We start from the raw sequence: 25,686 nt of genomic DNA, 5'->3' as shown, positions 1-25,686 counted from the left end.
GGCGCCATATGATGGTGCTGGGTAGAGCCAGACCTTCCAGCACGTCAAGCAGGACCATGACCGAGCGCGCGCCCACCCCCTCCATCGCCGTCGATGCGGGCCTCGACCCGGCCCGGCTGGCTGCCCTTACCGCAGAAGGGCTCCTTGCCATGGACGACGGCGAGCTGTTCCTGGAGCGGGTGCGCGGCGAGCGGCTCACCTTCGAGGACGGCCGGCTCAAGGTGGCGAGCCGGGAGATGCTGCAGGGCTTCGGCTTTCGCGCCGTGGCCGGCGAGCGGGTCGGGTTCGCCACCGGCGACCGGCTCGAGGAGGACGCGATCCGCCGCGCAGTGGCAACGGTGCAGGCGGTGGCGGGCGGGCACGGCGGCCGCGAGAACGTGGCCCCGGCGGCACCGGGGGCGGCGCTCTACGGTGCGGAGGACCCGATCGAGAGCGCCGGCCGGGCCGAAAAGCTGGCCGTGCTCGAGCGGATCGAGCATTACTGCCGCTCGCAGGAACCCGCCGTGGTCAGCGTCACGGCCACACTCTCGGCTTCGCATCAGGTGATCGAGATCTTCCGCGGCGACGGGCGGCATGTCGGCGACGTGCGGCCGCTCGTGCGCCTCGACGTCAGCGTCGTGCTCGAGCGCGATGGCCGGCGCGAGAGCGCGAGCTACGGCGGCGGCGGGCGCTATCCGCTCGCCCGGCTGCTCGACGAGAGCTGGTGGCGGTCGGTCGCCGACGAGGCGCTGCGGCAGGCGCGGGTTCGTCTCGAGGCGGTGCCGGCGCCGGCCGGCGAGATGACCGTGGTGCTCGGGGCCGGCTGGCCCGGCGTCATGCTGCACGAGGCCGTGGGTCACGGGCTTGAGGGCGACTTCAACCGCAAGCGCACCTCGGCTTTCGCGGGCCTCCTGGGGGAGATGGTCGCTGCTTCCGGTGTCACGGTCGTGGACGACGGCACGCTTCCGGAGCGGCGCGGCTCGCTCACGGTCGACGACGAGGGTACGCCCTCCGCCCGGACCGTGCTGATCGAGAACGGCAGGCTCGTGGGCTACATGCAGGATCGGCAGAACGCGCGCCTGATGCGGATGCGGCCCACCGGCAACGGCAGGCGGCAGTCTTATGCCCATACCGTGATGCCGCGCATGACCAACACCTACATGCTGGCAGGCTCACAAACGCGCGAGGAGATCATCCGCAGCGTGGAGCGCGGAATCTATGCCGTCTCGTTCGGCGGCGGGCAGGTCGACATCACCTCGGGCCGGTTCGTGTTCCAGGCGACCGAGGCCTACCTGATCGAGCGCGGCCGGATCGGCGCCCCGGTCAAGGGCGCCATGCTGATCGGCAACGGCCCCGAAGCGATGCGGCGGATCACCGGCATCGGCGACGACCTCGCCCTCGATAACGGGATCGGCACTTGCGGCAAGAACGGCCAGGGCGTGCCGGTCGGCGTGGGCCAGCCGACGGTACGGATCGAGCGGGTCACGGTGGGCGGGACCGCCTGAGCCGCCATGCAACGGCGGCGGGATCACCCCGCCGCCGTGCGACATCGGCGAGAAGCCTGGCTTCGGCTAACGGCGCTTGTCCTTCTCCTCGAGGCTGTCGCGCACGCCTTTCGCAGCCTCCTTCAGATCGTGCCCGGCGTTCTTCACGTCGCCCTTGACCTGGTCCGTCTTGCCCTCGGCCTCGGTCCGGCGATCACCCGTGAGCTTGCCTGCGGCTTCCTTGATGGTGCCCTTGATCTTGTCGGCCGTACCTTCGGTCATGATCCCAATCTCCGTTCTCCGTTCGGGACAAGAAAACGGAGCGATCGGCCAAGAGTTCCTTCTTCTCGAAAGATCATCTCCGGAGTCAGATGTTCTGTACGAACAGTTATTCTCATGGGATTTCTTCTATTAATTTCCAGTCATGATTCGTCACTTGGGGATTCCCGATCACGCCCCAGGATGACAGTGCAGCCTCCGGTTCCGGTCAGCCGCTGCGACGATGATCCCGGTACTGCGCCCGCAGCCGCGCCTTCAGCACCTTGCCGGTGCCACCGATCGGCAGCGCGTCCACGAAGACGACATCGTCCGGAACCTGCCACTTCGGTAGGCACTCGCCCAGGAAGACCAGGACCCGGTCACGATCGGGCACCACGCCCGTGGCCGGCACGGCGATCAGAAGCGGCCGCTCGCCCCAGCGCTCGTCGGGCACGGCGATCACCGCCGCCATCGCGATGCCCGGACAGCTCGCGGCCACGTTCTCGACCGCGATCGACGCGATCGAGCTGATCCACTCGCCGCCCGACTTGATCAGGTCCTTGGCCCGGTCGACGATGTGCACGCAACCGTCGGCATCCATGGTGGCGATGTCGCCGGTATCGAGCCAGCCGTCGCGGACGGCGCGGTTCTCGCGTCGGTAGTAGCCCGAGCAAACCCACGGCCCCTGCGCCAGCAGCCGGCCGTTGGTGATGCCGTCGTGCGGCACCGGCCGCCCCTCCTCGTCCACGACCTCGAGCCGGACCCCGAAGATCGGCATGCCCTGCCACGTCTTGCGCCGCAGCCGCTCCGCCTCGGACAGGTCGCGCAGGGCCGGCTTCGGAGTGTTGACGCAGCCGACCGGGCTCGTCTCGGTCATGCCCCAGCCCTGCCGCACCTCGACCCCGAATTCGCGCTCGAACGCCTCGACCATGGACAAGGGCGGCGCCGACCCGCCGACCAGGACGCGCCGCAGACCGACGGGCGCCCGGCCGTGGTGGCGCATGGTGGTGAGAAGGCCGTGCCAGACGGTCGGCACGCCGCACGCGAACTCGATCTGCTCCTGCTCCACGAGCGCGAACAGGCTGTCGCCGTCGAGCCGGGGCCCCGGCAGGACGAGCTTGGCGCCGGTGAGCGCCGCCGCATGAGGAATGCCCCAGGCCATGACGTGGAACATCGGCACCGCCGGCAGCACGGCGCGGCCGGCGCCGAGGTCGAAATAGTCGGACAGGCCGATGGTCATCGCGTGCAGGACCGTCGAGCGGTGGCTGTAGAGCACGCCCTTGGGCTCGCCCGTGGTGCCGGAGGTGTAGCAGAGCCCCGCGGCATCGTTCTCGTCGAGCTCGGGCCAACGGTAGTCGTCGGCCGGGCAGGCGGTGATGAGCTCCTCGTAGCAGTGCACGCCGGAGAGCTTCGTTTCTGGCATGTGGGTGCGATCGGTCATGACGACGACCGAGCGCACCGTCTCGAGCCGGCCCAGGAGCGGCTCGACGATGGGCAGGAGATCGAGGTCCACGAACAGCGCCCGGTCGGCGGCATGGTCGACGATGTGGACGAGCTGGTCCGGAGCCAGGCGCGGGTTGAGGACATGGCAGACCCGGCCGCTGCCGGAGATGCCGTAATAGAGCTCGAGGTGCCGAAAGCCGTTCCAGGCGAGCGTCGCGACCCGGTCGAACGGCTCGAGGCCCAGGATCGCGCCCAGGGCGCGGGCGAGACGCTTCGAGCGCTCGCGGATCTGCGCCCAGGTCGCGCGGTGGATCGGCCCCTCGACCGAGCGACTCACGACCTCCTGGTCGTGATGCACCGTTCCGCCATGCTCGATGAGCGAGGAGACGAGAAGCGGCACCTCCATCATCAGACCGCGCATGGCGAGCCTCCCTGGCCTGCTTTCGCTCAGCCTACCATTATAGCATGCTTGGGCGGACACGTCCCTCGACCGGAGACACTGCGGCAAGGCCGGGTTACTCCTTGCCACAATAATAATCTTTGGTTAAATTTTGCCAATTACGGGCTCACTTTTTCGTTGGCAGGCATAATTCTTATACGAATCGCAAGACGTGGCTGGTATCGAGGTTACGACACAACGATCCCACTCGACACGGAGACGACCGAATTTCTTACAGTTGAAAGGAGAGAATATCGGCTTGAGCGCAGTCATACATAGAATATGATCTTACAAATATAGTATAAAAATATTCAAAGAAGAAATATATAGAATTTTCGCTATACCGATACAGAAAATGAAATCAATCGTGGACAGATATTATCGGAAGCGCTTAACTCTAATATCAAATTACTGAAGTAGATTCTATGGGTTTCGGCGACACCATATGCAGTCAATGATTCTTCGTCGCGCTCGGGCTCGCGTCGGTTGTGTTCCCCAGGCGCAGACGATGGCTGTTCGCTCGCGCTGCAGGGTAGAGCAGACGTATCCCTGAAAAGGCTGCCGCGGCTTTCATTGCCGGCCAGAGGCGATCGCGGCAGAATCCGGCCAGGAGCCAGCAGGATCAGCGCCGATGCCGCTCGCCCGCCCCAAAGGACCTATCGAACCCAACGCGTTCCTCGCCTGGGAGAAGCGCCGCCGCAGGCGCTACGAGCTCGTCGGGGGCGAGATCCGGGCTAGGGCCGGCCGCGCGATCTGCCAGCCAACGAGGGCGTAGAGAGCGGCCGTCTCGGCGCGGAGGATACGGGGGCCGAGGGTCACCGGCACGACGCCCGGCACTGCCCGCAGCCGCTCCACCTCCTCGGGCGCGAAGCCGCCTTCGGGACCAATCAGGATCTCGGCGTCGGGGTGCCGGTGCCAGGCCTCGGCGATGGCGGCCCCCTCCCCACGCTCGTCAGCGAGGAAGAGCGGCACGGCGGGGGCGCGGGCGGCGAGCCAAGCGGGAAGCGGGCGCGGCGGGTCGATGGGGGGCACGGTCAGGCGCTCGCACTGCTCGGCTGCCTCGGTCGCGATCGCTGCGAGCCGGTCGGCCTTCTCGGGCTTGACCACGGTGCGCTGCGTGATCACTGGTACCAGGCGAGCGACGCCGAGCTCGACCGCCTTCTCGACCAGCCATTCCAGCCGATTGCGCCGGATCGGCGCGAAGGCGAGGGTCGGGCCGGGCTCGGGGACGGCGGGCCGGAGCAGGCGCTCGATCTCGAGGCGCATCTCGTGGCGGCCGATACCCTTGATCACGGCGCGCCACTCGCCGTCGCCGGCGTTGAAGGCGTGGACGGGATCGCCCTCCTTCAGCCGGAGCACGTGGCGGAGATAATGGGCGCGGTCGCCCACGACGGCCAAGGTGGCGCCGGCGGCGAGCCGTTCCGGCAGGTGGAGCCTAGGGACGGTCATGGCTTCGCCTCTCCTTTACCCGAGCGCGGGCCGAAGCTAGAAAGCTCGACATGCCAGGGCAAGGAACCGAGCTGCGCACCGCGGTCGCCGATCGGCAGATCGGCTGGATCGAGCGTCTGCCAGAACGATGGCAGGACTATGCCACCCTGGCACGCTGGGACCGGCCGATCGGGACCTGGCTCCTGCTCTTGCCCTGCTGGTGGGGACAGGCGCTCGCGAACGAAATGCCGAGCCCGTGGCTGATGCTGCTGTTCGGCATCGGCGCCATTGCCATGCGGGGTGCCGGCTGCACGGTCAACGATCTGGCCGACCGCGACTTCGACCGGCGGGTGGCGCGCACCCGCAATCGCCCCCTGGCCTCGGGCCGGCTCGGCACGAAGGAAGCACTCCTGTTCGTGGCGGCGCAGATGGCGGTGGGCGGCCTCGTGCTGCTCGCCATGAACGGAACGGCAGCGCTGGTCGCGATCTCGAGCATTCCGCTCATCGTCGCCTACCCGTTCATGAAGCGGATCACCTACTGGCCGCAGGCGTTCCTGGGCATCACCTTCAACTGGGGGGCGCTCGTGGGCTTCGCGGCCGCGACCGGCACCCTCTCGGCTGCCGCCCTCCTGCTCTACGCCGCGGGCTTTTTCTGGACGCTGGGCTACGACACGCTCTACGCGCACCAGGACAAGGAGGACGACGCGCTCATCGGCGTGAAATCGACCGCCCTCCTCTTGGGCGACGCTACCGGCCGCTGGGTCCGGGGCTTCTACGGCATCATGCTGGCGCTCCTCGCGGGTGCCGGTTTCCTCGCCGGCAAGGGGCCGCTGTTCTGGGTCGGGCTCCTGCCCGTAGCCTGGCACCTCTTCGCTCAGACACGGAATCTCCGGCTCGACGATCCGGCCGACTGCCTCGCGCGCTTCCGTAGCAACCGCGATGCCGGACTCCTGGTGCTCGCGGCGCTCGCCCTCGGCAGCATCGCCTTCTGAGCCCGTCCCACGTGCCGAGCCTCACGAGCTATCTCAACCCGATGCGCGTTCTCGGGGATGCCTGGGACGAGATCGGCATTCTCGCCGACCGGGCGCTGAACCGGCACCTGCGCCTCGCCGTCACGGGCCTCAGCCGCAGCGGCAAGACCGTGTTCATCACGAGCCTGGTCCATCACCTCGTCGACGGTCACGGCCTGCCCTTCCTCGAGGCCGTGCACGACCAGCGTTATCTCGGGGCGCGGATCGTGGACGAGGACCGGCCGGACCGGTTCCCCTACCGCCGCTTCCATGCCGATCTCACGGCGAAGCCGCCACGCTGGCCGAAGGCGACCGACCGGCTCGCCACGCTCGAGCTCGAGCTCGCCTACCGCACGCGGAGCCTCGTTCTGCGTCAGGTCCAGCCGATCCAGCATCTCACCCTCGAGCTCATCGACTATCCGGGCGAATGGCTGCTCGACCTGCCGCTGCTCGAGCAGAGCTTCGCGCGGTTCTCGGCCGATGCGCTGGCGCTCGCCGAGGACCCGGTCCGGCGCGAGGCGGCCAGGGACTGGCTCGAAGCCTTGCGCGGGTTCGATCCGGAAGCGCCCGAGGACGAGAACGCGATCGCCGGGGTGAGCGAGCTGTTCCGGCGCTATCTCCTCCGCTGCCACAACGAACTCGGCCTGAGCCGGGTGCAGCCCGGCCGGTTCACCAATCCGGGCGAGCTCGAAGGCTCGGCCACGCTCCGCTTCTGTCCGCTGCCGCCGGGCGAGACCAGGCCCGGCACCAACCGGGCGCGCATGGCCGAGCGGTTCGAGCGCTACCGCGAGGAGGTGGTGCGCCGCTTCTACGAGGAGCATTTCAGCCGCTTCGACCGCCAGATCGTGCTGGTCGACCTGCTCTCGAGTCTCAATGCCGGGCCCGCACACTTCGCCGACACGCAGGAGACGCTCTCCCTCATCATGAAGAGCTTCCGCTACGGCAGCACGGGCCTTCTGGGCCGCCTGTTCGCGCCCAAGATCGACAGGCTCCTGTTCGCGGTGAGCAAGGCCGATCACGTCGCTCCGAACCAGCATCCGGCCCTGAAGCAGCTCCTCGAGCTCATGATCCAGCCGGCGGCACGCGCTCCGCGCTTTCAGGGGATCACCGTCGAGGTGATGACGCTGGCCTCCCTGCGCTGCACCGACGTGGTGCGCACGGAACACGACGGACAGACGCTCTCCTGCGTGCGCGGGCGCCTCAAGAACGAGGACCGCGAGACCGTGCTGTTTCCGGGCGAGATCCCGCCCGAGCTGCCGGAGCCCGAGGACTGGACCAGCGGCCGTTTCCGCTTCAAGGAATTCGCGCCGCGGCGTCTCCAGCCGTCGGCCGCCGGCCAGCACATCCGCCTCGACCAGGCGCTGCAGTTCCTGATCGGGGACAAGCTCGTATGAAAGACCGCCCGCCCATCCGCCCGTTCGAGCTCGACCCCACGGCACCCACGACCCTGGCCGAGGAGGTGCCGGCCGACGTCGCGCTTGCCGAGGCCGAAGCGCCGGAGGAGGCGCCGCTCCTGGCCGAGGGGCCGCGGCAGCGCCCCTGGACCGGCCGGCTGCTCGGCCTGTTCACGCTGGGCGTGATCGGGGCCGGTGTCGTCCAGGCGATCGACTACGTCACGAGCCTGCTCCGGACCGACCCGCTCCTGGGCGTACCGTTCGCCGTGTTCCTCGCCATGGCGCTCGTCGCCGGAACCGGCTTCGCCGCACGCGAGATCGCCGACATGCGACGCCTGTCGCGCCGGGCGCATCTGCGCGAGACCGCGAACCGGCTCGCGACCTCGGAGCTCCACGGCGAGGCCGATGCGCTCCTGGCGCCACTCGAGGCCGAGTTCGGGCGCCGCTTGGCGCTGAAGGCGCAGGTCGAAGCCTTCCGCGCCAAGCGTCACGACGCCATGAACGACGGTGAGGTCCTGCGTCTGTTCGAGCGGCAGGTGCTGGGTCCGGTCGATCGGGCCGCCTACCGGCTCGTGCTCGAGAGCAGCCGCGACGTGGGCCTGCTCACGGCGCTCAGCCCCTTGGGTCTTCTCGACGGGGTTCTCGTCCTCTGGCGCACCTCGATCCTGTTCCGCAGCATCGCCCGTCTCTACGGCATGGCGCCGGGCCCTCTCACGACGCTGCGGCTGCTCAAGAACTCGATCCGCAACGCAGCGCTCGCCGGGCTCGCCGACGTCGTCACCCATGCCGCGGTCGAGCACGTAGGCGCCGGACTCCTCGCTCTCCTCTCGGCCCGCGCCGGTCAAGGTGCCGGCAACGCGCTCCTTCATGCCCGCCTCGGCATCGAGGCGATGCGGCAGTGCCGGCCGCTGCCCTTCGTGGCGGAGGAGCCGCCGCGGCTCGCCACGGTGAGGAAGGCGCTCCTCGACAGCCTGGGCGAGGCGGCGACGGGCAGCAGGAAGCTGCGCTGACGCCCGTGCTCAGGCCGCGGGCGCGTCGGGCCGGACACCGGCGCTCTCGAGGAACTTCCGCACCAGCCGGACCTGGTCCGGGCTCAGCGTGTGGGCCATGTGCGGAAAGGCCTGCGCTTGGCCGCCCAGGCGCACCATCAGCTTGCCGTGGTGGGTGTGCTCGAGCTCGGCCCCGAGGTCGGTGAGGAGCGCCTCGACGTCGCCGGCGTGGATGTTGCCGCTGACGGGGTGCGCGAACAGCGCCTCGAGCACCTTGCGATGGCGATGGTTCAAGCTCGTCCCTCCCTTGCTGCCGCCCGACCCGAAGGGGCGCGGGCATGGAGGGATCATGGCAGGCCGCACGGTGCCTGCCCTTGCGCTAGATCAAGCCCGCGGCGGGCAGCGCCGGCTCGACCGCTTCAGCCGGCCCATCTGCCGCCACCTGCAATCGCACCATCATCCAGCCGGACACCAGGGCGGCACCGGCCAGCAGGGCGGCCATCGTCATCAGGGTCTCGATCGTCGCGCGGATGCGCTGCCTGGGGCTCTCCTGATGCACGGGGCCGGCGCCTTCGCCCGCGCGGGGGTTCGGCCGCCTCGCCTCGCGCATCAGAACTCATCCCGCCCGGCCTGAAAGGCGGGCGAAACTCTGCCGAAACTGTGGTTAAATCGGCGGCTTCACGGGCCTGCCCGCCGGGAGCCGGGTCGATGGACACCACCACGCCGCAAGCCGCAGCCTACCGCTTCGGCCGCTTCACCCTCGACCTCGCGCGGGTGGCGCTGCCCGGCGACGGCGGCGCCGAGCAGCCCTTGCCGCCCAAATCGTTCGCGCTTCTCGGGCTCCTGGTCGAGAACGCCGGCCGGCCACTGGATCGCGACACCATCGTGGCTGCGGTCTGCCCCGACGCCGCGGCCCCCGACGAGGCGATCACCGAGTGCGTGCGCGACATCCGCAAGGCGCTCGGCGACGAGGCCCAGCGCCTGCTCAGGGCCGCGCCTCGATCGCCGCGCTGCCGTTCGAGAACCTGGGCGGCGACGCGGCGACCGGCCGGCTCGCCGACGGGCTCACCGAGGACACGATCACCGACCTCGCCCACTTCCGCGACCTCGACGTGATCGCCCGCAACTCGACCGCGGCCTACAAGGGCAAGCCGGTCGACGTGCGGGAGGTCGGCAGGGCGTTGGGCGTCCGCTACGTGCTGGAAGGCTCGATCCAGCGCCAGGGCGCGCGCGTAAGGGTTACGGCGCAGCTCATCGACGCGCCCACCGGCACCCATGTCTGGTCCGAGCGCTGGGACCGACCCACGCAGGACGTGTTCGCGGTCCAGGCCGAGATCGCGGAACAGGTCGGTGCCACCCTCGGCGGCTACCTGGGCCTGGGCACGATTGCCGCCAACGAGAAACGACGCGCAGGGCGGCATTCGCCAACCGACCTGGATGCCTACGAGAAGAGCATCTTCTGGCTGCGGAAGGGAAAGCACGGCGCACGCCGGAGAGCATCCGCGAGGGTCTGGCGCACGTGGATTGCGCCATCGCCCTCGACCCCGGGCTGGCGCGGGCCCACGTGCTGCGCGGCTGGCTGCATTTCTTCACCTGCACCAACGGCACGGTCGACTTCGGCACCGCGATGCGGGCCACCGAGGCCGACTTTCGCGCCGTAGCGCTCGACCCGAACGATGCCGAGGCGCACGCCGCGCTTGGCTTTTACGACGGTCAGGTTGGCCGTCTTGCGGAGAGCGAGGTCGAGGTCCGCGCCGCCCTTGCCGCCAACCCGGCCGACACCCACGTGCTCGGCATCGCGGCGGCCACGCTGCCTTACCTGGGCTATCCGAATGAGGCTGCGCGTCATGCTGACAAGGCACTCCGCCTCGACCCCAACATGGCGCCCGCCGACCTGACCTCGCTCAAGGACGCCTACTACTTCGCGCGCCGCTTCGATGACACGCTACGGGTGATCGCGCGCATACCGCCGGAATTCCGTTCCTACGGCTCGCTGCTTCTCCAAGCGGCTGGCCTGGCGATGCTCGGTCGAGCCGAGGACGAAACGGCTCGGGTACGTGCCGCCATGCTGGCACGCGATCCGAAAATGTCGACGGAACTGCTGGTCGGTCGCGACTGGCAGTTCGCCCGCCAGCAGGAGCGTGATCTCTTCATCGCGGGCATCCGCAAGGCCGGGCTCCCGGTCTGTGCCCACGAGGAGGACATCGCGGCCGTGCCCGTCTCCAAGCGCCTGCCCGGATGCGAGGCCGAGCGGGCCGAGGCGGCAGCTCCTAGGACCTAGCCGGGTCCGCTCGACCGTCTCGCCGGTGCATACCCGTGACCATGGCGCAATGCATTCCTCTCTCCATGCCAGGCGAGCGGCCTCCGCCTCGACACCTCAGGCGAGCCGCCGCGTCGCGGGTTCGGCCCGGACCGGCACCTCGAGCTTGTCCAGCATCTCCTTGGGCACGATCTGCCAGAAGTTCGGCAGCTCTAGGTCGAACTCGCGCAGGATCCGCTCGGCGAGCGGACTTTGCGTGCTGGCCGCGTGCTCGGCGACGAGGTTTCTGAGCTGATCGATGTAGAACGGTACCTCGAGCCGCTGCCAGATCACCATCTCGCCGTTGATCTTCTGGCCGAGCTGGTCCTGCGGGTCCCAGACATAGGCCATGCCACCGCTCATGCCCGCGGCGAAGTTGTCGCCCACGGGCCCGAGGATGACGGCGAGGCCCCCCGTCATGTACTCGCAGCCATTGTCGCCACAGCCTTCGACCACGGTTACCGCACCCGAGTTGCGCACGGCGAACCGCTCGCCCGCCCTGCCCGCCGCGAACAGCTTGCCGGCGGTGGCGCCATAGAGGCAGGTGTTGCCGATGATGACGTTCTCGGACCAGACGATCGGGCTCGAAGCCAGCGGCCGGACCACGATGGTGCCGCCCGAGAGGCCCTTGCCGACATAGTCGTTGGCGTCGCCGAACACCTCGAGCTTCAGGCCCTGCACGGCGAAGGCGCCGAGCGACTGGCCGGCCGAGCCCCTGAGGCGCACCGTGATGTGGCCGGGCTGCAGCTTGTCCATGCCGTAGCGGCGGGTGATGTGCGCCGAGAGTCGCGTGCCGACCGCACGATGGACGTTCCGCACGTTGTACTGCAGCTGCATCTTCTCGCCGTCCTCGAGCATCGGCCGCGCATCCTTGACCATCTGCGCGTCGAGCGTGTCCGGCACCTCGTTCCTGCCTTCGAGCGAGCAGTAGCGGGGATAGGGGCCAGGGTCGGCCTGGGCCAGGATCGGGTTGAGGTCGAGGTCGTCGAGGTCGGGATTGCCGCGGCTGACCTGGCGCAGGAGATCGGTCCGGCCCACGGCCTCCTGCAAGGAGCGCAGGCCGAGCGAGGCCAGGATCTCGCGCACCTCCTCGGCGATGAAGGACATCAGGTTGATGACCTTCTCGGGGGATCCTGTGAACTTCTGGCGCAGGTCCTCGCGCTGCGTGCACACGCCCACGGGACAGGTGTTGGAGTGGCACTGGCGGACCATGATGCAGCCCATGGCCACGAGCGAGATCGTGCCGATGCCGAACTCCTCGGCGCCGAGCAGGGCAGCGATCACGACGTCGCGTCCGGTCTTGATGCCGCCGTCGGTCCTGAGCGTCACCCGATGCCGCAGCCGGTTCAGCGTGAGGAGCTGGTTGACCTCGGAGAGGCCCATCTCCCACGGCGTGCCGGCATATTTGATCGAGGTGAGCGGCGAGGCGCCCGTGCCGCCGACATGGCCCGAGACCAGGATGACGTCGGCCTTGGCCTTGGCGACACCGGCCGCGATCGTACCGATGCCGCTCTCCGAGACCAGCTTCACGCAGACCTTGGCGTCGGGGTTGATCTGCTTCAGATCGTAGATGAGCTGGGCCAGGTCCTCGATCGAGTAGATGTCGTGGTGCGGCGGCGGGCTGATGAGCGTGACGCCGGGTGTGGCGTGCCGCAGGCGCGCGATCTCGACCGTGACCTTGAAGCCCGGAAGCTGGCCGCCCTCGCCGGGCTTCGCACCCTGCGCGATCTTGATCTCGAGTTCCTTGGCCGAGTTCAGGTACTCGGCCGTGACGCCGAACCGGCCCGAGGCCACCTGCTTGATCGGGGAGTTGGCGTTGTCGCCGTTGGGACGCGGCAGGTAGCGCTCACGCCCCTCGCCGCCCTCGCCGCTGTCGCTCTTGGCGCCGATCCGGTTCATGGCGATCGTGAGCGTTTCGTGCGCCTCGGGCGAAAGCGCGCCCAGGGACATGCCGGGTGTGACGAAGCGCTTCCTGATCTCGGTGATGCTCTCGACCTCCTCGACCGGGACCGGCGGCAGCGCCCGGTTGAAATCGAGGAGATCGCGGATCGAGATCGGCTCCTGGCCGTAGAGCATCTCGGCGTAGCGCTTGTACGCCTGGTAGGAGTCGCTCGCGACCGCGTGCTGGAGCTGATGGATGACACGGGCTTCGAGCGTGTGGTTCTCGCCGCCACGGCGGTAGCGATAGAAGCCGCCGATGGGCAGCGGCGGTTCGGCCGGTGCGAAGGCGCGGGCGTGCATCTGGCGCACGCGGTTCTTGATGCCGGTGAGCCCGATGCCCGAGATGCGCGTGATCAGCCCCGGGAAATACTCGCGGCACAAGCTACGCGACAGGCCCACCGCCTCGAAGTTGTAGCCGCCGCGATAGCTCGAGATGATGGAGATGCCCATCTTGGACATCACCTTGAGGAGGCCCTGGTTGATCGCCTCCTTGTAGCGGGCGAGGCACTCCTCGAGCGTGAAGCCCGGAAACAGGCCGCGGGCATGGCGGTCGGCGATCGCGGCCTCGGCGAGATAGGCGTTGACCGCGGTAGCGCCCACGCCGATCAGCACGGCGAAGTAGTGCGTGTCGAGGCACTCGCCCGAGCGTGCCACGAGGTAACTGAAGCTCCTGAGCCCCTGCCGGACGAGGTGGCTGTGGACTGCTCCCACCGCCAGGATCATCGGGATCGGCGCCTTCTCGGGGCCCACGAACTCGTCGCTCAGCACCAGCGTCTCACAGCCGCAGCGGACGGCCTCCTCCGCCTCCTGGCGGATGCGCTCGAGCGCCAGCCGGAGCCGGCCGTCCGGCCCGGCATCGAAGGTGCAGTCGATGACGCGCAGATTATCGCCGAAATAGTCCTTGATCGCATCCAGCTCGGTCGAGGTCAGCACCGGGCTCTCGAGCTGCAGGATCCGGGTCTGGCTCGGATCCTCGTCGTAGACGTTGCCGAGATTGCCGAAGCGGGTCTTGAGGCTCATCACCCGCCACTCGCGCAAGGGGTCGATCGGCGGGTTGGTGACCTGGCTGAACTGCTGGCGGAAGAAGTGGTGCAGGCCGCGATACTGCTTGCTGAGGACCGCCAAGGGCGTGTCGTCGCCCATCGAGCCGACGGCTTCTTTGGCGTCGAGCACCATGGGCGAGAGGATCAGCTCCATGTCCTCGATCGAGAGGCCGTAGAGGTTCTGCCGCCGCTTGAGCTCGGCGCGGTCATAGGCGGTGGCCCGGAACGGGCGCGCCTTCACGAGCTCGTCGAGATGGGTGATGTTCTGCACCCACTTGCTGTAGGGCTTGAGGCTCGCGAGGTAGTCCTTGAGTTCCTGGTCGCGGTAGAAGCGGCCGGTCGTGAGGTCGACGGCGATGGTCTCACCGGGGCCGACCCGGCCCTTCTCGATCACGTCGCCGTCGGTCAAGGGCACCATGCCGGTCTCGGAGCCGACGACGAGGAGCCCGTCGCGGGTGCGCGAGTAGCGCATGGGCCGAAGGCCGTTGCGGTCCATGCCGGCCACGACCCAGCGCGAATCGGTGGCGACGATGGCGGCCGGGCCGTCCCACGGCTCCATGACGCAGTTGCAGTAGCTGAACAGGTCGCGGTGCTCGGGCTTCATCGTCATGCGATGCGACCAGGCCGGCGGGATCAGCATGGTCTTGACGAGTGGCAGCGTCCGCCCGGCGCGCACGAGCGCCTCGCACACGCCATCCAGCGCGGCGCTGTCCGAGCTGCCGGGCTGGATGATCGGCTTCACGTCCTCGTTGTAGGGGCCGAACATCTCCGAGACCATGCGGGTCTCGTGGCTTTTCATCCAGTTGACGTTGCCGCGCAGCGTATTGATCTCGCCGTTGTGGGCGAGGGTGCGGAAGGGCTGCGCCAGCTTCCAGGACGGCATGGTGTTGGTCGAGTAGCGCTGGTGGAACAGCGCGAAGCTCGAGACGAACCGCTCGTCCTGGAGATCGGGGTAGAACTCGGCCAGGGCCTGGGCGAGGAACAGACCTTTATAGATGATCGAGCGGCAGCTCAGGGAGCAGATGTAGAAGTCGGTGATGTTCTCGGCGAGGGCCTGCTTCTCGATCCGCCGGCGGATGATGTAGAGGTCGCGCTCGAACGTCTCCTCGTCGACACCCTTCTTGTTGCCGATGATGATCTGCTCGATCTCGGGCCGGGTGGCGGCCGCCTTCTCGCCGAGGACGGAGGTGTCGACCGGCACCTGCCGCCAGCCGCGGATCGTGTAGCCGAAGCTCAGGATCTCGCTCTCGACCAGCGTGCGGCACGCCTCCTGCTGGGCGTAGCTGGCACGCGGCAGGAACACCATGCCGACCGCGATCCGGTGCTCCGCCTCCACCACGCCCTTGATCTGCTCGCGGAAGAAGTCCTGCGGGATCTGGATGTGGATGCCGGCGCCGTCGCCGGTCTTGCCATCGGCATCGACCGCGCCACGATGCCAGACCGCCTTCAGCGCCTCGATGCCCTTGACCACGACCTCGCGCCGCGGCTTGCCGTCGATCGCGACCACGCAGCCCACGCCGCAGGCGTCGTGCTCCAGAGACGGATCGTACATCCCGTGCTCGGCCAGATGCGCCGCCTGCTCCTGCCACTGGGCGACGAACGCGGCCCCGCTCTCGATCTTCGTCATGGTGGTGCTCCTCACGAGGCCAGCGCCAGCGCCTGCGGCGCGTTCCGAGCCGCCCGGCCGGCGGCGAGATAAGCATGAATGCCTTCGGCGGCGTCGCGCCCGTCGCGAATGCCCCAGACGACGAGCGAGGCGCCGCGCACGATGTCGCCGCCGGCGAACACGCCGGGCAGGCTCGTCATCATGCTGCTCCAGTCGATGGTGATGGTGCCCCAGCGGCTCACCTTGAGCCCGGGCTCGCCGAACATGGCCGGGATCGGCTCGGGGTCGAAGCCCAGGGCCTTGATGACCAGATCGGCCTCGAGCCGGAAGGACGAGCCCGGCACGATCTCGGGTGCCTGACGGCCCGAGGCGTCGGGAGCTCCCAAGCGCATCCGGTGCACCCGCACCGTCTCGACCTTGCCGTCGCCGAGGAAGGCCTCGGGCGCCGACAGCCAGACGAACTCGACTCCTTCCTCCTCGGCGTGCGCCACCTCGCGCATCGAGCCCGGCATGTTGGCGCGGTCGCGGCGGTAGAGGCACTTCACCGACTTGGCGCCCTGCCGCACGGCGGTGCGCACGCAGTCCATGGCCGTGTCGCCGCCGCCGATGACGACCACGTGCTTGCCGGCGGCGTTCAGCGTGCCATCGTCGAAGGCGGGCACGTCGTCGCCGAGCGTCTTGCGGTTGCTGGCGGTGAGATAGGCGAGCGCCGGCACGATCCCGGCGAGCCCGCTGCCGGGAGCGGCGAGGTCGCGCGCTCTATAGACGCCGGTGGCGATGAAGAGCGCATCGTGGCGCGCGCGGAGCTCGGCGAAGCTCGGGCCGGAACGCCCGCCGACATCGGCGCCCAGATGGAACTGCACCCCGCTGTCGCGGAAATGCTGCGTCCGGCGCTCGACCACGTGCTTCTCGAGCTTGAAGCCGGGAATGCCGTAGATCAGGAGGCCGCCGACCCGGTCGTAGCGGTCGTAGACGTGGACCTGGTAGCCGTGCTTGCGGAGCTGCTCGGCGCAGGCGAGGCCGGCCGGTCCGGCGCCGATGATGCCTACGGATTCCGCTCGTTCCTGCAGCGGCCGCACGGGCTTGATCCAGCCCATGTCGAAGGCGGTGTCGGTGATGTAGCGCTCGACCGTGCCGATCGTGACCGTGCCGTGGCCGGACTGCTCGAGGACGCAGTTGCCCTCGCACAGGCGGTCCTGCGGGCAGATCCGGCCACACATCTCGGGCAGGTTGTTGCTGCCCGCGACGATCTCGTAGGCCTCCTCGAGGCGGCCCTCGGCCGTGAGCCGGAGCCACTCGGGGATATGGTGGTGGACCGGGCAGTGGACCTGGCAGAATGGTATGCCGCACTGCTCGCAGCGCGAGGCCTGTTCGGCAGCGCGATCCGGCGTGAACCGGGCATAGATCTCGGCGAAGTCGGTCTTGCGCGCGGCCGCCGGCCGCTTCTCGGGCATGCGCTGGGGCACGCTCACGAACTGCATCATCTTGTTGGCGGCCATCGCGATGCTTCCCCCTGCGGCTGCTGCGACCCGGGAGCGCCGAGCGCAGCAGACGACCGACTCCGAACGACGAAACGAGAGCGGCAGGGTTATAAGGCCGGTCTGTCGAGGCGTCCAGTCCGCCATCCGCCAATGGTAAAATATCGGTACTTTTTTCTTGCTCCTCCTCGGGGCAAAGCTACGGACCTAGGGATGGCCGACGCTTTTCACTCGAACCGGCCCGACAATAAAGTCTCATATCGAGACTTTCCTGCCCGAACTCCACGACAGCACCCAGGATCGTGCTGGTCAGCACGGCGTAGAGCAGCGTCTCGCCGCTCTCCTCGAGAACGGCCAAGCTGTGCGCGACGATCCCGCTCATGCCGAGCCGATGGCACCAGCCCCCTGCGGCATCCAGGCCAAGGAGTACCGGGCCGGCGGGCAGCAGCAGGCAGAGGAGACGCGCGGCAAGCGAGCGATGCTGCTCGCGAGCGCTGCGCCACAGCAGGCAAGCGGGCAGCAGCGCCATCCCGCCGATCACGGTGCCGGCGGCGAGCTTGGCCGCAGGTCCTAACACCCCGCCCCGGCACAACGCGGTCAGGCGGGAGATCATGTCGGTCGCATCGGCCAGGAGCAGCACGCCGGGGAGGAGAGCCAGGAGCCGCAGGTGGGGGCAGCCCCGCACGTGGCTGGCGAGGAGCAGGCTGGCGCTGGCCATGCCGAGCTGCACGAGCCCGCAGAGGTCCACGGGCGACCGGGCGCGTGCAGGATCGAGCGCCATCGCGAGGCCGTTCCAGGGCGGGCCGAGCAGCCGCGCCGCCACGGCGGCGAGCAGGTAGAACGCGAGAAGCAGGGCGGCGCTGCCGCAGGTCAGCACCAGAAAGCCCGAACCGTGCCGCAGGTCGGCCCCGCCAGCCATCGCCGCCACCGGGCGCAAAGCCCGCCCCTCCCGAGACCCCATTCCGGCGGCAGGATGCACGGGACCGGTTAAGGAAAGGTTGATCGGGCGGCAGCGATCCTGCGCTCAGACGACGGGCGGACGCAGATCGGGCCGGGCGTAGGCCCGCAGGTACTGCGGCACCACGACCTCGAGCGGTGTCGGCTGGATGCCGAGCTCGGCGAGGCCGGGGGCGCCCGGCATCACGACGTTATCGTGCTTGAGCAGCTCGAGCTGGTCCGGGGTCAGAGGCGGCTCGGGCAGGTGCTGCAGGATGCTCGCCTGCAGGCGGGCCAGGCCGAACGGCAGGTTGACAAGGAGCCGCCGCCGGCCGGTGACCCGGAGCAGGTAGCTCATGAGCTCCTTGAAGCTGTAGACGGCGGGCCCGCCGAGCTCGTAGGTGCGTCCGAGCGCATCGGGGCGGGTCAGCGCCGCCATCACCGCGTCGGCGACGTCGCCGACATAGACGGGCTGAAAGCGCGTCCGCCCACCGCCGATCAGGGGCAGCACCGGCGAGAACTGCATCAGCCGCGCAAAGCGGTTGAAGAAGCTGTCCTCGGGGCCGAAGACGATGCTGGGCCTCAGGATCGTGGCCTGCGGGAAGCTCGCGCGCAGCGCTGCCTCGCCTGCGGCCTTGCTGCGGGCATAGGCGCTGGCCGAGTTCGGGTCGGCGCCGATCGCCGAGATGTGGACGACGCGCTCGAGACCGTGCCGGGCCGCGGCAGCGCCGATCTCGCCGGGCAACCGGGCCTGTAACCGGTCGAAGTCGCCGGAGCGGCGCTCGAACAGGATGCCGATGAGATTGACCGCGGCATTGGCGCCGGCGAGCAGACGGTCGGCCTCGCCCGCGAGCGAGGGGTTCCACGGCTCGAGGACGATCTGGCCCACGGCCCCCATGGGCTTGAGGAACACGGCGCAATCGGGGCGGCGGGTCGCCACCCGGATCACGGCGCCCTGCTCGGCCAGCCGCTTGACCACGTAACGACCGATGAAGCCCGAGCCGCCAAAGACCGTGACGACCTTGCTGCGCATCATTCCTCCGCACATCTGATGAGGGCCGGCGGACGCCGCTGCGGGAGCCCGGCACCGGTGGAGTTCGGTCGCGGACGAAAAGACGGGTTCCCCCTGTTGACGTCCGCGGCGCTTGCTCATACACAACGGGGCACGCGCTGCCCAGGTGGCGGAATTGGTAGACGCACTAGCTTCAGGTGCTAGCGCCCGCAAGGGCGTGGAGGTTCGAGTCCTCTCCTGGGCACCACGTCGCACGAGGCCGATGGGGTTCTCTTGACCATTATGGGGTATGCCCTCCTCTGCGACGTGACGAGCAGCCGTGACATGAACATCACCCTCCATCGTGACGATCTTCCGGACGATCTCGACCTCGGCGGGGTCGTCGCCGTCGACTGCGAGACCATGGGCCTCAACCCGGTCCGCGACCGCCTGTGCGTCGTCCAACTCTCGGCCGGCGACGGCACGGCGCATCTGGTCCAGCTTTCCCAGGGCGATTATGCCGCACCCAACCTGCGGCGGCTGCTCGGGGACCAGGACCGCCTCAAGATCTTCCATTATGCGCGCTTCGACCTCGCCGTCATCCGGCGCTATCTCGATGTCGTGTGCCGGCCGGTCTACTGCACGAAGATCGCCTCCAAGCTCGCTCGCACCTACACCGACCGCCACGGCCTGAAGGACCTGGTGCGCGAGGTCCTGGGCATCGAGCTGGACAAGACCGAGCAGAGTTCGGACTGGGGAGCCGAGCGCCTGAGCGAGATGCAGATGCGCTACGCCGCGCGCGACGTCCTGCATCTGCACGCGCTGCGCGCCCGCCTCGATCTGATGCTGGCCCGGGAGGGGCGGACGGAGCTGGCGCGAGCTTGCTTCGATTTCCTGCCAGTCAGGGCCGAGCTCGACCTTGCCGGATGGTCCGAGCAGGACATTTTCGCGCACTGATAGAAATCCGCGCGGACGGTGCCGCCCTGTCGAGCCGGACGCGTTGACGGCCTCGGAGTCCGACCGGATACTCGCTGCCGTCTCGCCTCCGGCGTCGGTGCCGAGCACCGTCCCCGATCCAGCCGGCAGCCAGACGAAGCATGGAGCCATGGTGTCAGCTAGCCTCGCCTCTCTCGACCAAGCATCGGCAGTCCGCAGTCGCGATGCGGCCGAGGCCGCAGGTGCTCTCGCCAGCGGGCGTCGGGTGATCCTGGCCGAGGCGGACGCGCTGCGGCGGCTCGCCGAGACGATCGGCGACAGCTTCGCCGAGGTCGTCGGTCTCCTCGCCGGGGTCACGGGCCGCGTCTGCGTCACCGGCATGGGCAAGAGCGGGCACGTCGCCCGCAAGATCGCCGCCACCATGGCCTCGACCGGCACACCCGCCCTTTACGTCCACCCCGGCGAGGCGAGCCACGGCGACCTCGGCATGATCACACCGCAGGACGCCGTCATCGCCCTTTCCAACTCGGGCGAGACCATCGAGCTGCGCGACCTCATCCTCTACACGCGCCGGTTCTCGATCCCGCTCGTCGCCGTGGTCGGGCGCGCCGGCAGCACGCTCGCCGAAGCCGCCGACCACTGTCTCGTCCTCCCTCAGGTCGGTGAGGCCTGCCCGATGGGCCTCGCCCCCACCACCTCAACCACCTGCATGCTGGCGCTGGGCGACGCGCTCGCGGTGGCGCTGCTCGAGCGGCGCGGCTTCTCGGCCCGCGACTTCGCCGTGTTTCATCCGGGTGGCAAGCTGGGCAGCCAGCTCCTCAGGGTCGAGCAGCTCATGCACAAAGGCGAGGAGCTGCCGCTCGTCGAGCCGGGCACGCGCCTTTCCGACACCGTCCTGGAGATGACCCGCAAGCGGCTCGGCTGTGTCGGCGTGGTCGAGGCCGGCCGGCTCGTCGGCATCATCACCGACGGCGACCTCCGCCGCCACATGGCGCCCGACATGTTCGACCGCACGGCCGGCGAGATCATGACCCCGAACCCGCGCACGATCGATTCGCGCGCTCTGGCGGTCGAGGCGGTCGCGGTGATGAACGGGCCGCCGCGCCCGGTGACCGTGCTGTTCGTGGTGGAGGACGGCCGCCCCGTGGGCGCTCTCCACCTGCACGACTGCCTCAAGGTGGGCATCGCATGAGCGCCGCCGATGGAAGCTAGCGGTACCGTGTCCCATGGCCGACAGGCATGGCGGCTCGTGGCGGCCGTGCTCGCGGGCCTCGCCTTCGTGGTGACGGCCGGCGCCGGGTACGCCGACGCGCAGCAGAAGAGCCCGCCGGCGAAGCCTGCCCCCGGCGTGCAGACGGCGGCGCCGGGCAAGCCCTCCAGCGGCTCGGGCAACAGCGGGAAGCCGATCGAGATCGTGTCCGACCGGCTCACGGTGGACCAGAACAGCCAGATCGCGACGTTCTCGGGCAATGTCGAGGCCGTGCAGGGCACGATGTCGCTGCGCGCCGACATCTTGCGCGTCTTCTACACCCAGAACGACCAGGACCAGGCGAGCCAGGGCCAGAGCGGTCAGCAGCCGGCCGGCGGCAGCGATCAGAGCATCCGGCGGGTCGAGGCCGAAGGGAACGTGCTGGTGACGACACCCACCGAGACCGCGCAGGGCGATTCCGGCGTCTACGACCCGACCACGCGCAAGGTCGTGCTCTTGGGCAACGTCGTCTTGACCCGCGGCCAGAACGTCGTGCGCGGCACCCGGCTCGACAGCGATCTCGCCACCGGCATCTCGGTCGTGACGGGTGCGCCGGCGGCGACCGTGGCCGCGGGCAAGCGTGACCAACGCGTGCGCGCTCTGTTCGTGCCCGAGCAGAACCCGCCCGACCAGCCGAACCAGAAGGGCCGCTGAGCGTGGGCATCTCACCGCACGTCCTCGTGGAAGACCGCGCTCCAGCGCTCGGACGCGCGGCACCGGCGCTGCGGCGGGACGTCCGCCGGGCGACCCTCGCGGCGCGCCATCTCGCCAAGCACTATCGCGGCCGCACGGTGCTGCGCGATGTCTCCCTGAACGTCCACCGTGGCGAGGCCGTCGGCCTGCTCGGCCCCAATGGCGCCGGCAAGACGACCTCGTTCTACATCATCACCGGCCTGATCGCGGCCGATGCCGGGCAGGTCCTGCTCGACGAGCACGACATCACCCACCTGCCGATGCACCGGCGGGCGCGCCTCGGCATCGGCTACCTGCCGCAGGAAGCCTCGATCTTCCGCGGGCTCAACGTCGAGGACAATATCCGCGCCGTGCTCCAGATCGCGGTGCCGGATCGCGACCGGCGCGAGGCGCTGCTCGACCGGTTGCTCGACGAGTTCGCGCTGACCCATCTGCGCCGCGCTCCAGCCTTGGCGCTCTCGGGCGGCGAACGCCGGCGGGTCGAGATCGCGCGCGCCCTTGCCGCCAACCCGAGCTTCGTCCTGCTCGACGAGCCCTTGGCCGGCATCGACCCGATCAACGTCGCGGAGATCCGCGAGCTCGTCGGCCATCTCAAGGACCGCGGGCTCGGGGTCCTCATCACCGATCACAATGTCCGCGACACGCTCGAGATCATCGACCGCGCCTACATCCTGCACGACGGCGCGGTGCTGCGCGAGGGCACGCCTGCCGAGATCGTGGCCGACCCTGCGGTCCGCCGGGTGTATCTCGGAGAGCGGTTCAGCCTCTAGAATACGCCCATGAGCTTGGCCCCCGGCATCCGGCTCGACCTGCGCCAGACCCAGAGCCTGGTGCTCACCCCGCAGCTGCAGCAGGCCATCCGCCTCCTGCAGATGTCCAACATCGAGCTGGCCAGCGCCGTCGACAGGGAGGTTGCCGACAACCCGTTCCTGCAGCGGGCCGACCGCGATGCCGGCGTCCTCGCCGCCGCGGGAACGGCCGAGCCCGCTCCTACAGCGGCGCCGCTGCCGGCCGCCGCGCCCCGCCCCGCCGACTTCTCCTTGTCGGTGAAGCGGGCCGGCAGCCCCTCCTTCGACGACGAGCGCACGCCGTTCGAGGCCCGGCTGACCCGTGCCAAGGGCCTGCGCGAGCATCTCGCCGAGCAGGTCATGGCTCTGCTCCGCGAGCCGCGGCTGCGTGACGCCGTCCTGCAGATCGTCGAGAGCGTCGAGGACGACGGCTACCTGCGCGAGGACGACGCGACGCTGGCGGCGCGGTTCCACCTCGAGCCTGCAGTCGTGAGCGAGATCCGCGCGGCACTCCAGCGCTGCGAGCCCACGGGCGTGGGTGCGCGCGATCTCGCCGAGTGCCTGGCACTGCAGCTCAAGGAGAAGAACCGGTTCGACCCGGCCATGGCCACGCTGATCGCGAACCTGCCGCTCCTGGCCAAGGCCGACTTCAACGAGCTCATGCGCCGCTGCGGGGTCGACGCCGAGGACCTCCAGGATATGATCGCCGAGATCAAGCGGCTCGATCCGAAGCCGGGCCTCACCTTCGCGCCCGATGAGCCGCCGACCGTGGTGCCAGACTTGTTCGTCCTTCCCACCGGCGACGGCCGCTGGCGGGTCGAGCTGAACGCCGGCACGCTGCCCCGGGTTCTGGTCGACGTGGACTACCACGCCGAGCTGACCCGGCAATGTGCTCTCGACCGTCGCACCAGGGAGTATCTCAGCGAGCGGATCCAGTCGGCGAACTGGCTCGCGAAGGCGCTGGACCAGCGGGCACGCACCATGCTCCGGGTCGGCAAGGCGATCTTCGCTCGGCAGATCCCGTTCCTCGAAGGTGGCGCCCAGCATCTGCGGCCGCTGGTCCTGCGCGACATCGCCGCGGCGACCGGGCTGCACGAGAGCACGGTGAGCCGCGCCACCTCCGACAAGTATGTCGCGACACCGCACGGAACCTTTCCACTCAAGTATTTCTTTACGACCGCGATCCCGGCCACCTCGGGCGACCAGGCGCACAGCGCCGAAGCGATCCGTCAGATGATCAAGCGCATGATCGACCGGGAGAGCCCGACCGAGGTGCTCTCGGACGACCAGATCGTGGCCGCACTCAAGGCCAAAGGAGTGATGATCGCCCGGCGGACCGTGGCCAAGTACCGCGAGTCGCTCGGGATCGCCTCATCCGTGGAACGCCGCCGTGCCAAGGCTCTCGGTCGCTGAAGGCGAGCGCCCTGGTGCGTGGCCAGGGAGCGGCGGCAGCCCCGGCGCTCGTGCCGGCCTGCCGTTTGGGAGACCTTCGATGGTCGACATTGACGGGTTCCTGACGCCTGAGCGGATCGTGCTCGGCCTGCGCTGTGCCAGCAAGCGGCAGCTCTTCCAGGAGCTCGCGGATGCCGCGTCTGGCATCACCGGGATCGATGCGGCCGTGATCCTGGCCGCCTTGAACCAGCGCGAGAAGCTCGGCACCACCGGCATCGGCGAGGGCATCGCGATCCCGCACGCACGGGTGAAGGACCTGGCTCAACTCGTGGGCCTCTTCGCCCGCATGGCCGTGCCCGTGGACTACGACGCTCTCGACGATGCGCCCGTCGATCTCGTCTTTCTGCTCCTGGCACCGGAGGAGGCGAACAACGCGCAGCTCAAGGCGCTGGCACGGATCGCCCGCCTCTTGCGCGATCCCGAGATCTGCGCCCGCCTGCGCACCGAGCAGGATCCGGCGCAGGTCTACGAGCTCCTCACCGGCCGGCGAGCCGGCGGCACCGCCTGACCGGCAGCCCTCATGGCCGAGCCGCTCGCGTGCGAAGAGGCTTCTTCCTGGCACCTCCATGCCTCGGCCGTGGCCTGGGCCGGCCGGGGTGTGCTGCTGCTGGGTCCGTCCGGCGTCGGAAAATCGAGCCTGCTCGCGCGACTGCTCGCGGCCGGCGCCTGGCTCGTCGCCGACGATCTGGTCAAGGTGACGCGACGGGGCGGCATGGTTTGCGCCGAGGCCGTATCGCCTGCGGGCTTGATCGAGCTCAGAGGCAACGGCATCTTCCGCCTCGTCAACACGGAAAGGGTGCGCGTGAGCCTCTGCGTGGAGCTGCTGCCGGCCGGGACGGAGCGCGAGCGCCTTCCGGAGCGTCGGACGACGACGATTGCCGATATCGCCGTGCCCGTTCTCTCGCTCGATGCCGGCGACCCGGCGGCGGTAGCCTCTATCCTGATCGCTCTGGCTGCGTGCAGGGCGGGCTGAAGAGCCGATGAGCGACATCGTGGTCGTGACCGGCATGTCGGGGGCGGGCCGCACCTCCTGCCTCAAGATCCTGGAGGATCTCGGCTTCGAGGCCGTGGACAACCTGCCCGTCAACCTGCTCGCCCGGATCTCGCGCAGCGACGAGAGCGGGCCGCAGCGCCTCGCGATCGGCATCGACAGCCGCACGCGCGGGTTCGCGCCGGAAAGGCTGCTCATGGCGCTCACCGAGGTGAAGGCACAGCCCGGGCTCTCGCCCATCCTCCTGTTCCTCGAGTGCGAGGACGAGGTGCTGCGCCGCCGCTTCAGCGAGACCCGGCGGCGGCACCCCCTGGCCGAGATCAGCGCCGTCGGCGACGCGCTCGCCGCCGAGCGCCGGCTCATGGAGCCCCTGAAGGCCGCAGCCGACATCCTGATCGACACGAGCGAGCTGTCGCTGCCGGATCTCCGACGCATCCTCGCCGGCCGCTTCGGCGCCGAGGACCGCCGGCTCACCATCGCCGTGCTCTCGTTCGCCTACCGGCACGGCCTGCCGCGCGAGGCCGATCTCGTGTTCGACGTGCGGTTCCTGCGCAACCCGCATTACGTGGATGCGCTGCGGCCTCTGACCGGGCTCGATGCGGCCGTTCAGGAGCATATCCGGGCCGATCCGGACTTCGCCGGCTTCGTCGGCAATCTCGAGGCCCTCGTCCTGCCGCTGCTGCCGCGCTATCAGAATGAAGGGAAGAGCTACTTGACGATCGCGTTCGGATGCACGGGCGGGAAGCACCGGTCGGTGTTCCTGGCCGAGATGACAAGTGAATGGCTGCGTCGCCGCGGCTGGAATGCGACCACGGTCCATCGTGAGCTCGCGCGCGGGACGCAGGATTGAGGGCCGCTT

Annotated in this window: 23 protein-coding genes and 1 tRNA gene; 15 read left to right on the top strand and 9 right to left on the bottom strand. The window is 69.2% G+C overall.

Features of this window, described 5'->3' with window-relative positions; genetic code table 11:
* Nucleotides 1-56 precede the first annotated feature (56 nt).
* Complete coding sequence (gene tldD / locus U1T56_RS02860) at nt 57-1,484, top strand: metalloprotease TldD (RefSeq protein WP_418157931.1); 1,428 nt, start codon at nt 57-59, stop codon at nt 1,482-1,484.
* A 66-nt stretch (nt 1,485-1,550) separates the two neighbouring features.
* On the opposite strand, the gene U1T56_RS02855 is transcribed toward tldD, so the two are convergent.
* The 3 genes from U1T56_RS02855 to U1T56_RS02845 form a co-directional block, all read right to left on the bottom strand.
* Nucleotides 1,551-1,745, bottom strand: a complete 195-nt coding sequence (locus U1T56_RS02855; protein WP_418157930.1) for a CsbD family protein — start codon at nt 1,743-1,745, stop codon at nt 1,551-1,553.
* A gap of 205 nt (nt 1,746-1,950) precedes the next feature.
* Nucleotides 1,951-3,585, bottom strand: a complete 1,635-nt coding sequence (locus tag U1T56_RS02850) for a long-chain fatty acid--CoA ligase (protein ID WP_418157929.1) — start codon at nt 3,583-3,585, stop codon at nt 1,951-1,953.
* A 723-nt stretch (nt 3,586-4,308) separates the two neighbouring features.
* Nucleotides 4,309-5,052: a 16S rRNA (uracil(1498)-N(3))-methyltransferase gene (locus U1T56_RS02845; RefSeq protein ID WP_418157928.1), complete on the bottom strand. Its 744-nt coding sequence runs from the start codon at nt 5,050-5,052 to the stop codon at nt 4,309-4,311.
* Nucleotides 5,053-5,102: 50 nt separating this feature from the next.
* On the opposite strand from U1T56_RS02845, the gene ubiA reads away from it, so the two are divergent.
* From ubiA to U1T56_RS02830, 3 genes are read left to right on the top strand one after another with little or no spacing between them, the layout of a single operon-like run.
* Nucleotides 5,103-6,023: a 4-hydroxybenzoate octaprenyltransferase gene (gene ubiA / locus U1T56_RS02840; protein ID WP_418157927.1), complete on the top strand. Its 921-nt coding sequence runs from the start codon at nt 5,103-5,105 to the stop codon at nt 6,021-6,023.
* 11 nt (nt 6,024-6,034) lie between these two features.
* Nucleotides 6,035-7,435, top strand: a complete 1,401-nt coding sequence (locus tag U1T56_RS02835; protein WP_418157926.1) for a YcjX family GTP-binding protein — start codon at nt 6,035-6,037, stop codon at nt 7,433-7,435.
* Nucleotides 7,432-8,445 carry a TIGR01620 family protein gene (locus U1T56_RS02830; protein ID WP_418157925.1) on the top strand — a complete coding sequence of 338 codons (1,014 nt, stop codon included), beginning with the start codon at nt 7,432-7,434 and terminating at the stop codon, nt 8,443-8,445. The genes U1T56_RS02835 and U1T56_RS02830 overlap by 4 nt, the downstream gene beginning before the upstream one ends.
* Before the next feature lie 9 nt (nt 8,446-8,454).
* On the opposite strand, the gene U1T56_RS02825 is transcribed toward U1T56_RS02830, so the two are convergent.
* Both U1T56_RS02825 and U1T56_RS02820 read right to left on the bottom strand, forming a co-directional pair.
* A complete protein-coding gene (locus U1T56_RS02825; RefSeq protein WP_418157924.1) occupies nt 8,455-8,718 on the bottom strand; it encodes a hypothetical protein in 264 nt (87 codons plus the stop codon).
* A gap of 85 nt (nt 8,719-8,803) precedes the next feature.
* Nucleotides 8,804-9,034, bottom strand: a complete 231-nt coding sequence (locus tag U1T56_RS02820) for a hypothetical protein (protein ID WP_418157923.1) — start codon at nt 9,032-9,034, stop codon at nt 8,804-8,806.
* A 98-nt stretch (nt 9,035-9,132) separates the two neighbouring features.
* Between U1T56_RS02820 and U1T56_RS02815 the strand changes: the two genes are divergently transcribed.
* The gene (locus tag U1T56_RS02815) at nt 9,133-9,540 is read left to right on the top strand and encodes a winged helix-turn-helix domain-containing protein (protein WP_418157922.1); all 408 of its coding nucleotides are present in this window, start codon (nt 9,133-9,135) and stop codon (nt 9,538-9,540) included.
* A 403-nt stretch (nt 9,541-9,943) separates the two neighbouring features.
* The gene (locus U1T56_RS02810) at nt 9,944-10,705 is read left to right on the top strand and encodes a tetratricopeptide repeat protein (protein WP_418157921.1); all 762 of its coding nucleotides are present in this window, start codon (nt 9,944-9,946) and stop codon (nt 10,703-10,705) included.
* A gap of 96 nt (nt 10,706-10,801) precedes the next feature.
* Here U1T56_RS02810 and gltB read toward each other — a convergent pair whose 3' ends face one another.
* The 4 genes from gltB to U1T56_RS02790 all read right to left on the bottom strand — a co-directional run bounded on the left by gltB (nt 10,802) and on the right by U1T56_RS02790 (nt 18,763).
* Entirely contained in the window at nt 10,802-15,334 is a 4,533-nt protein-coding gene (gene gltB / locus U1T56_RS02805) for a glutamate synthase large subunit (protein WP_418157920.1), read from the bottom strand.
* A gap of 11 nt (nt 15,335-15,345) precedes the next feature.
* Nucleotides 15,346-16,812 carry an NAD(P)-dependent oxidoreductase gene (locus tag U1T56_RS02800; RefSeq protein ID WP_418157919.1) on the bottom strand — a complete coding sequence of 489 codons (1,467 nt, stop codon included), beginning with the start codon at nt 16,810-16,812 and terminating at the stop codon, nt 15,346-15,348.
* Nucleotides 16,813-16,990: 178 nt separating this feature from the next.
* On the bottom strand, nt 16,991-17,710 hold the full coding sequence (locus tag U1T56_RS02795; protein WP_418157918.1) for a hypothetical protein: 720 nt from the start codon (nt 17,708-17,710) through the stop codon (nt 16,991-16,993).
* A 105-nt stretch (nt 17,711-17,815) separates the two neighbouring features.
* Complete coding sequence (locus tag U1T56_RS02790) at nt 17,816-18,763, bottom strand: complex I NDUFA9 subunit family protein (RefSeq protein ID WP_418157917.1); 948 nt, start codon at nt 18,761-18,763, stop codon at nt 17,816-17,818.
* Nucleotides 18,764-18,899: 136 nt separating this feature from the next.
* Here U1T56_RS02790 and U1T56_RS02785 point away from each other — a divergent pair.
* The 9 genes from U1T56_RS02785 to rapZ all read left to right on the top strand — a co-directional run bounded on the left by U1T56_RS02785 (nt 18,900) and on the right by rapZ (nt 25,677).
* Nucleotides 18,900-18,986: transfer RNA gene (locus tag U1T56_RS02785), tRNA-Leu, on the top strand.
* Nucleotides 18,987-19,063: 77 nt separating this feature from the next.
* The gene (locus U1T56_RS02780; RefSeq protein WP_418157916.1) at nt 19,064-19,675 is read left to right on the top strand and encodes a ribonuclease D; all 612 of its coding nucleotides are present in this window, start codon (nt 19,064-19,066) and stop codon (nt 19,673-19,675) included.
* A gap of 148 nt (nt 19,676-19,823) precedes the next feature.
* Nucleotides 19,824-20,846 carry a KpsF/GutQ family sugar-phosphate isomerase gene (locus U1T56_RS02775; RefSeq protein ID WP_418157915.1) on the top strand — a complete coding sequence of 341 codons (1,023 nt, stop codon included), beginning with the start codon at nt 19,824-19,826 and terminating at the stop codon, nt 20,844-20,846.
* Between the two features lie 9 nt (nt 20,847-20,855).
* The gene (lptA, locus tag U1T56_RS02770) at nt 20,856-21,557 is read left to right on the top strand and encodes a lipopolysaccharide transport periplasmic protein LptA (protein ID WP_418157914.1); all 702 of its coding nucleotides are present in this window, start codon (nt 20,856-20,858) and stop codon (nt 21,555-21,557) included.
* A 68-nt stretch (nt 21,558-21,625) separates the two neighbouring features.
* On the top strand, nt 21,626-22,366 hold the full coding sequence (gene lptB / locus U1T56_RS02765) for an LPS export ABC transporter ATP-binding protein (RefSeq protein WP_418158133.1): 741 nt from the start codon (nt 21,626-21,628) through the stop codon (nt 22,364-22,366).
* Nucleotides 22,367-22,375: 9 nt separating this feature from the next.
* Nucleotides 22,376-23,797, top strand: coding sequence for an RNA polymerase factor sigma-54 (rpoN, locus tag U1T56_RS02760; protein WP_418157913.1), 1,422 nt, complete (start codon nt 22,376-22,378; stop codon nt 23,795-23,797).
* Between the two features lie 79 nt (nt 23,798-23,876).
* Complete coding sequence (gene ptsN, locus U1T56_RS02755) at nt 23,877-24,344, top strand: PTS IIA-like nitrogen regulatory protein PtsN (RefSeq protein WP_418157912.1); 468 nt, start codon at nt 23,877-23,879, stop codon at nt 24,342-24,344.
* A gap of 12 nt (nt 24,345-24,356) precedes the next feature.
* On the top strand, nt 24,357-24,809 hold the full coding sequence (locus U1T56_RS02750; RefSeq protein ID WP_418157911.1) for an HPr kinase/phosphorylase: 453 nt from the start codon (nt 24,357-24,359) through the stop codon (nt 24,807-24,809).
* Between the two features lie 7 nt (nt 24,810-24,816).
* Nucleotides 24,817-25,677: an RNase adapter RapZ gene (rapZ, locus tag U1T56_RS02745; RefSeq protein ID WP_418157910.1), complete on the top strand. Its 861-nt coding sequence runs from the start codon at nt 24,817-24,819 to the stop codon at nt 25,675-25,677.
* Nucleotides 25,678-25,686 lie beyond the last annotated feature (9 nt).

This window comes from Benzoatithermus flavus (genome assembly GCF_037908215.1).
GTDB lineage: Bacteria > Pseudomonadota > Alphaproteobacteria > Geminicoccales > Geminicoccaceae > Benzoatithermus > Benzoatithermus flavus.
Note: the sequence above shows the minus strand (reverse complement) of the source record. Positions and strands in the feature narration are given on the sequence as shown.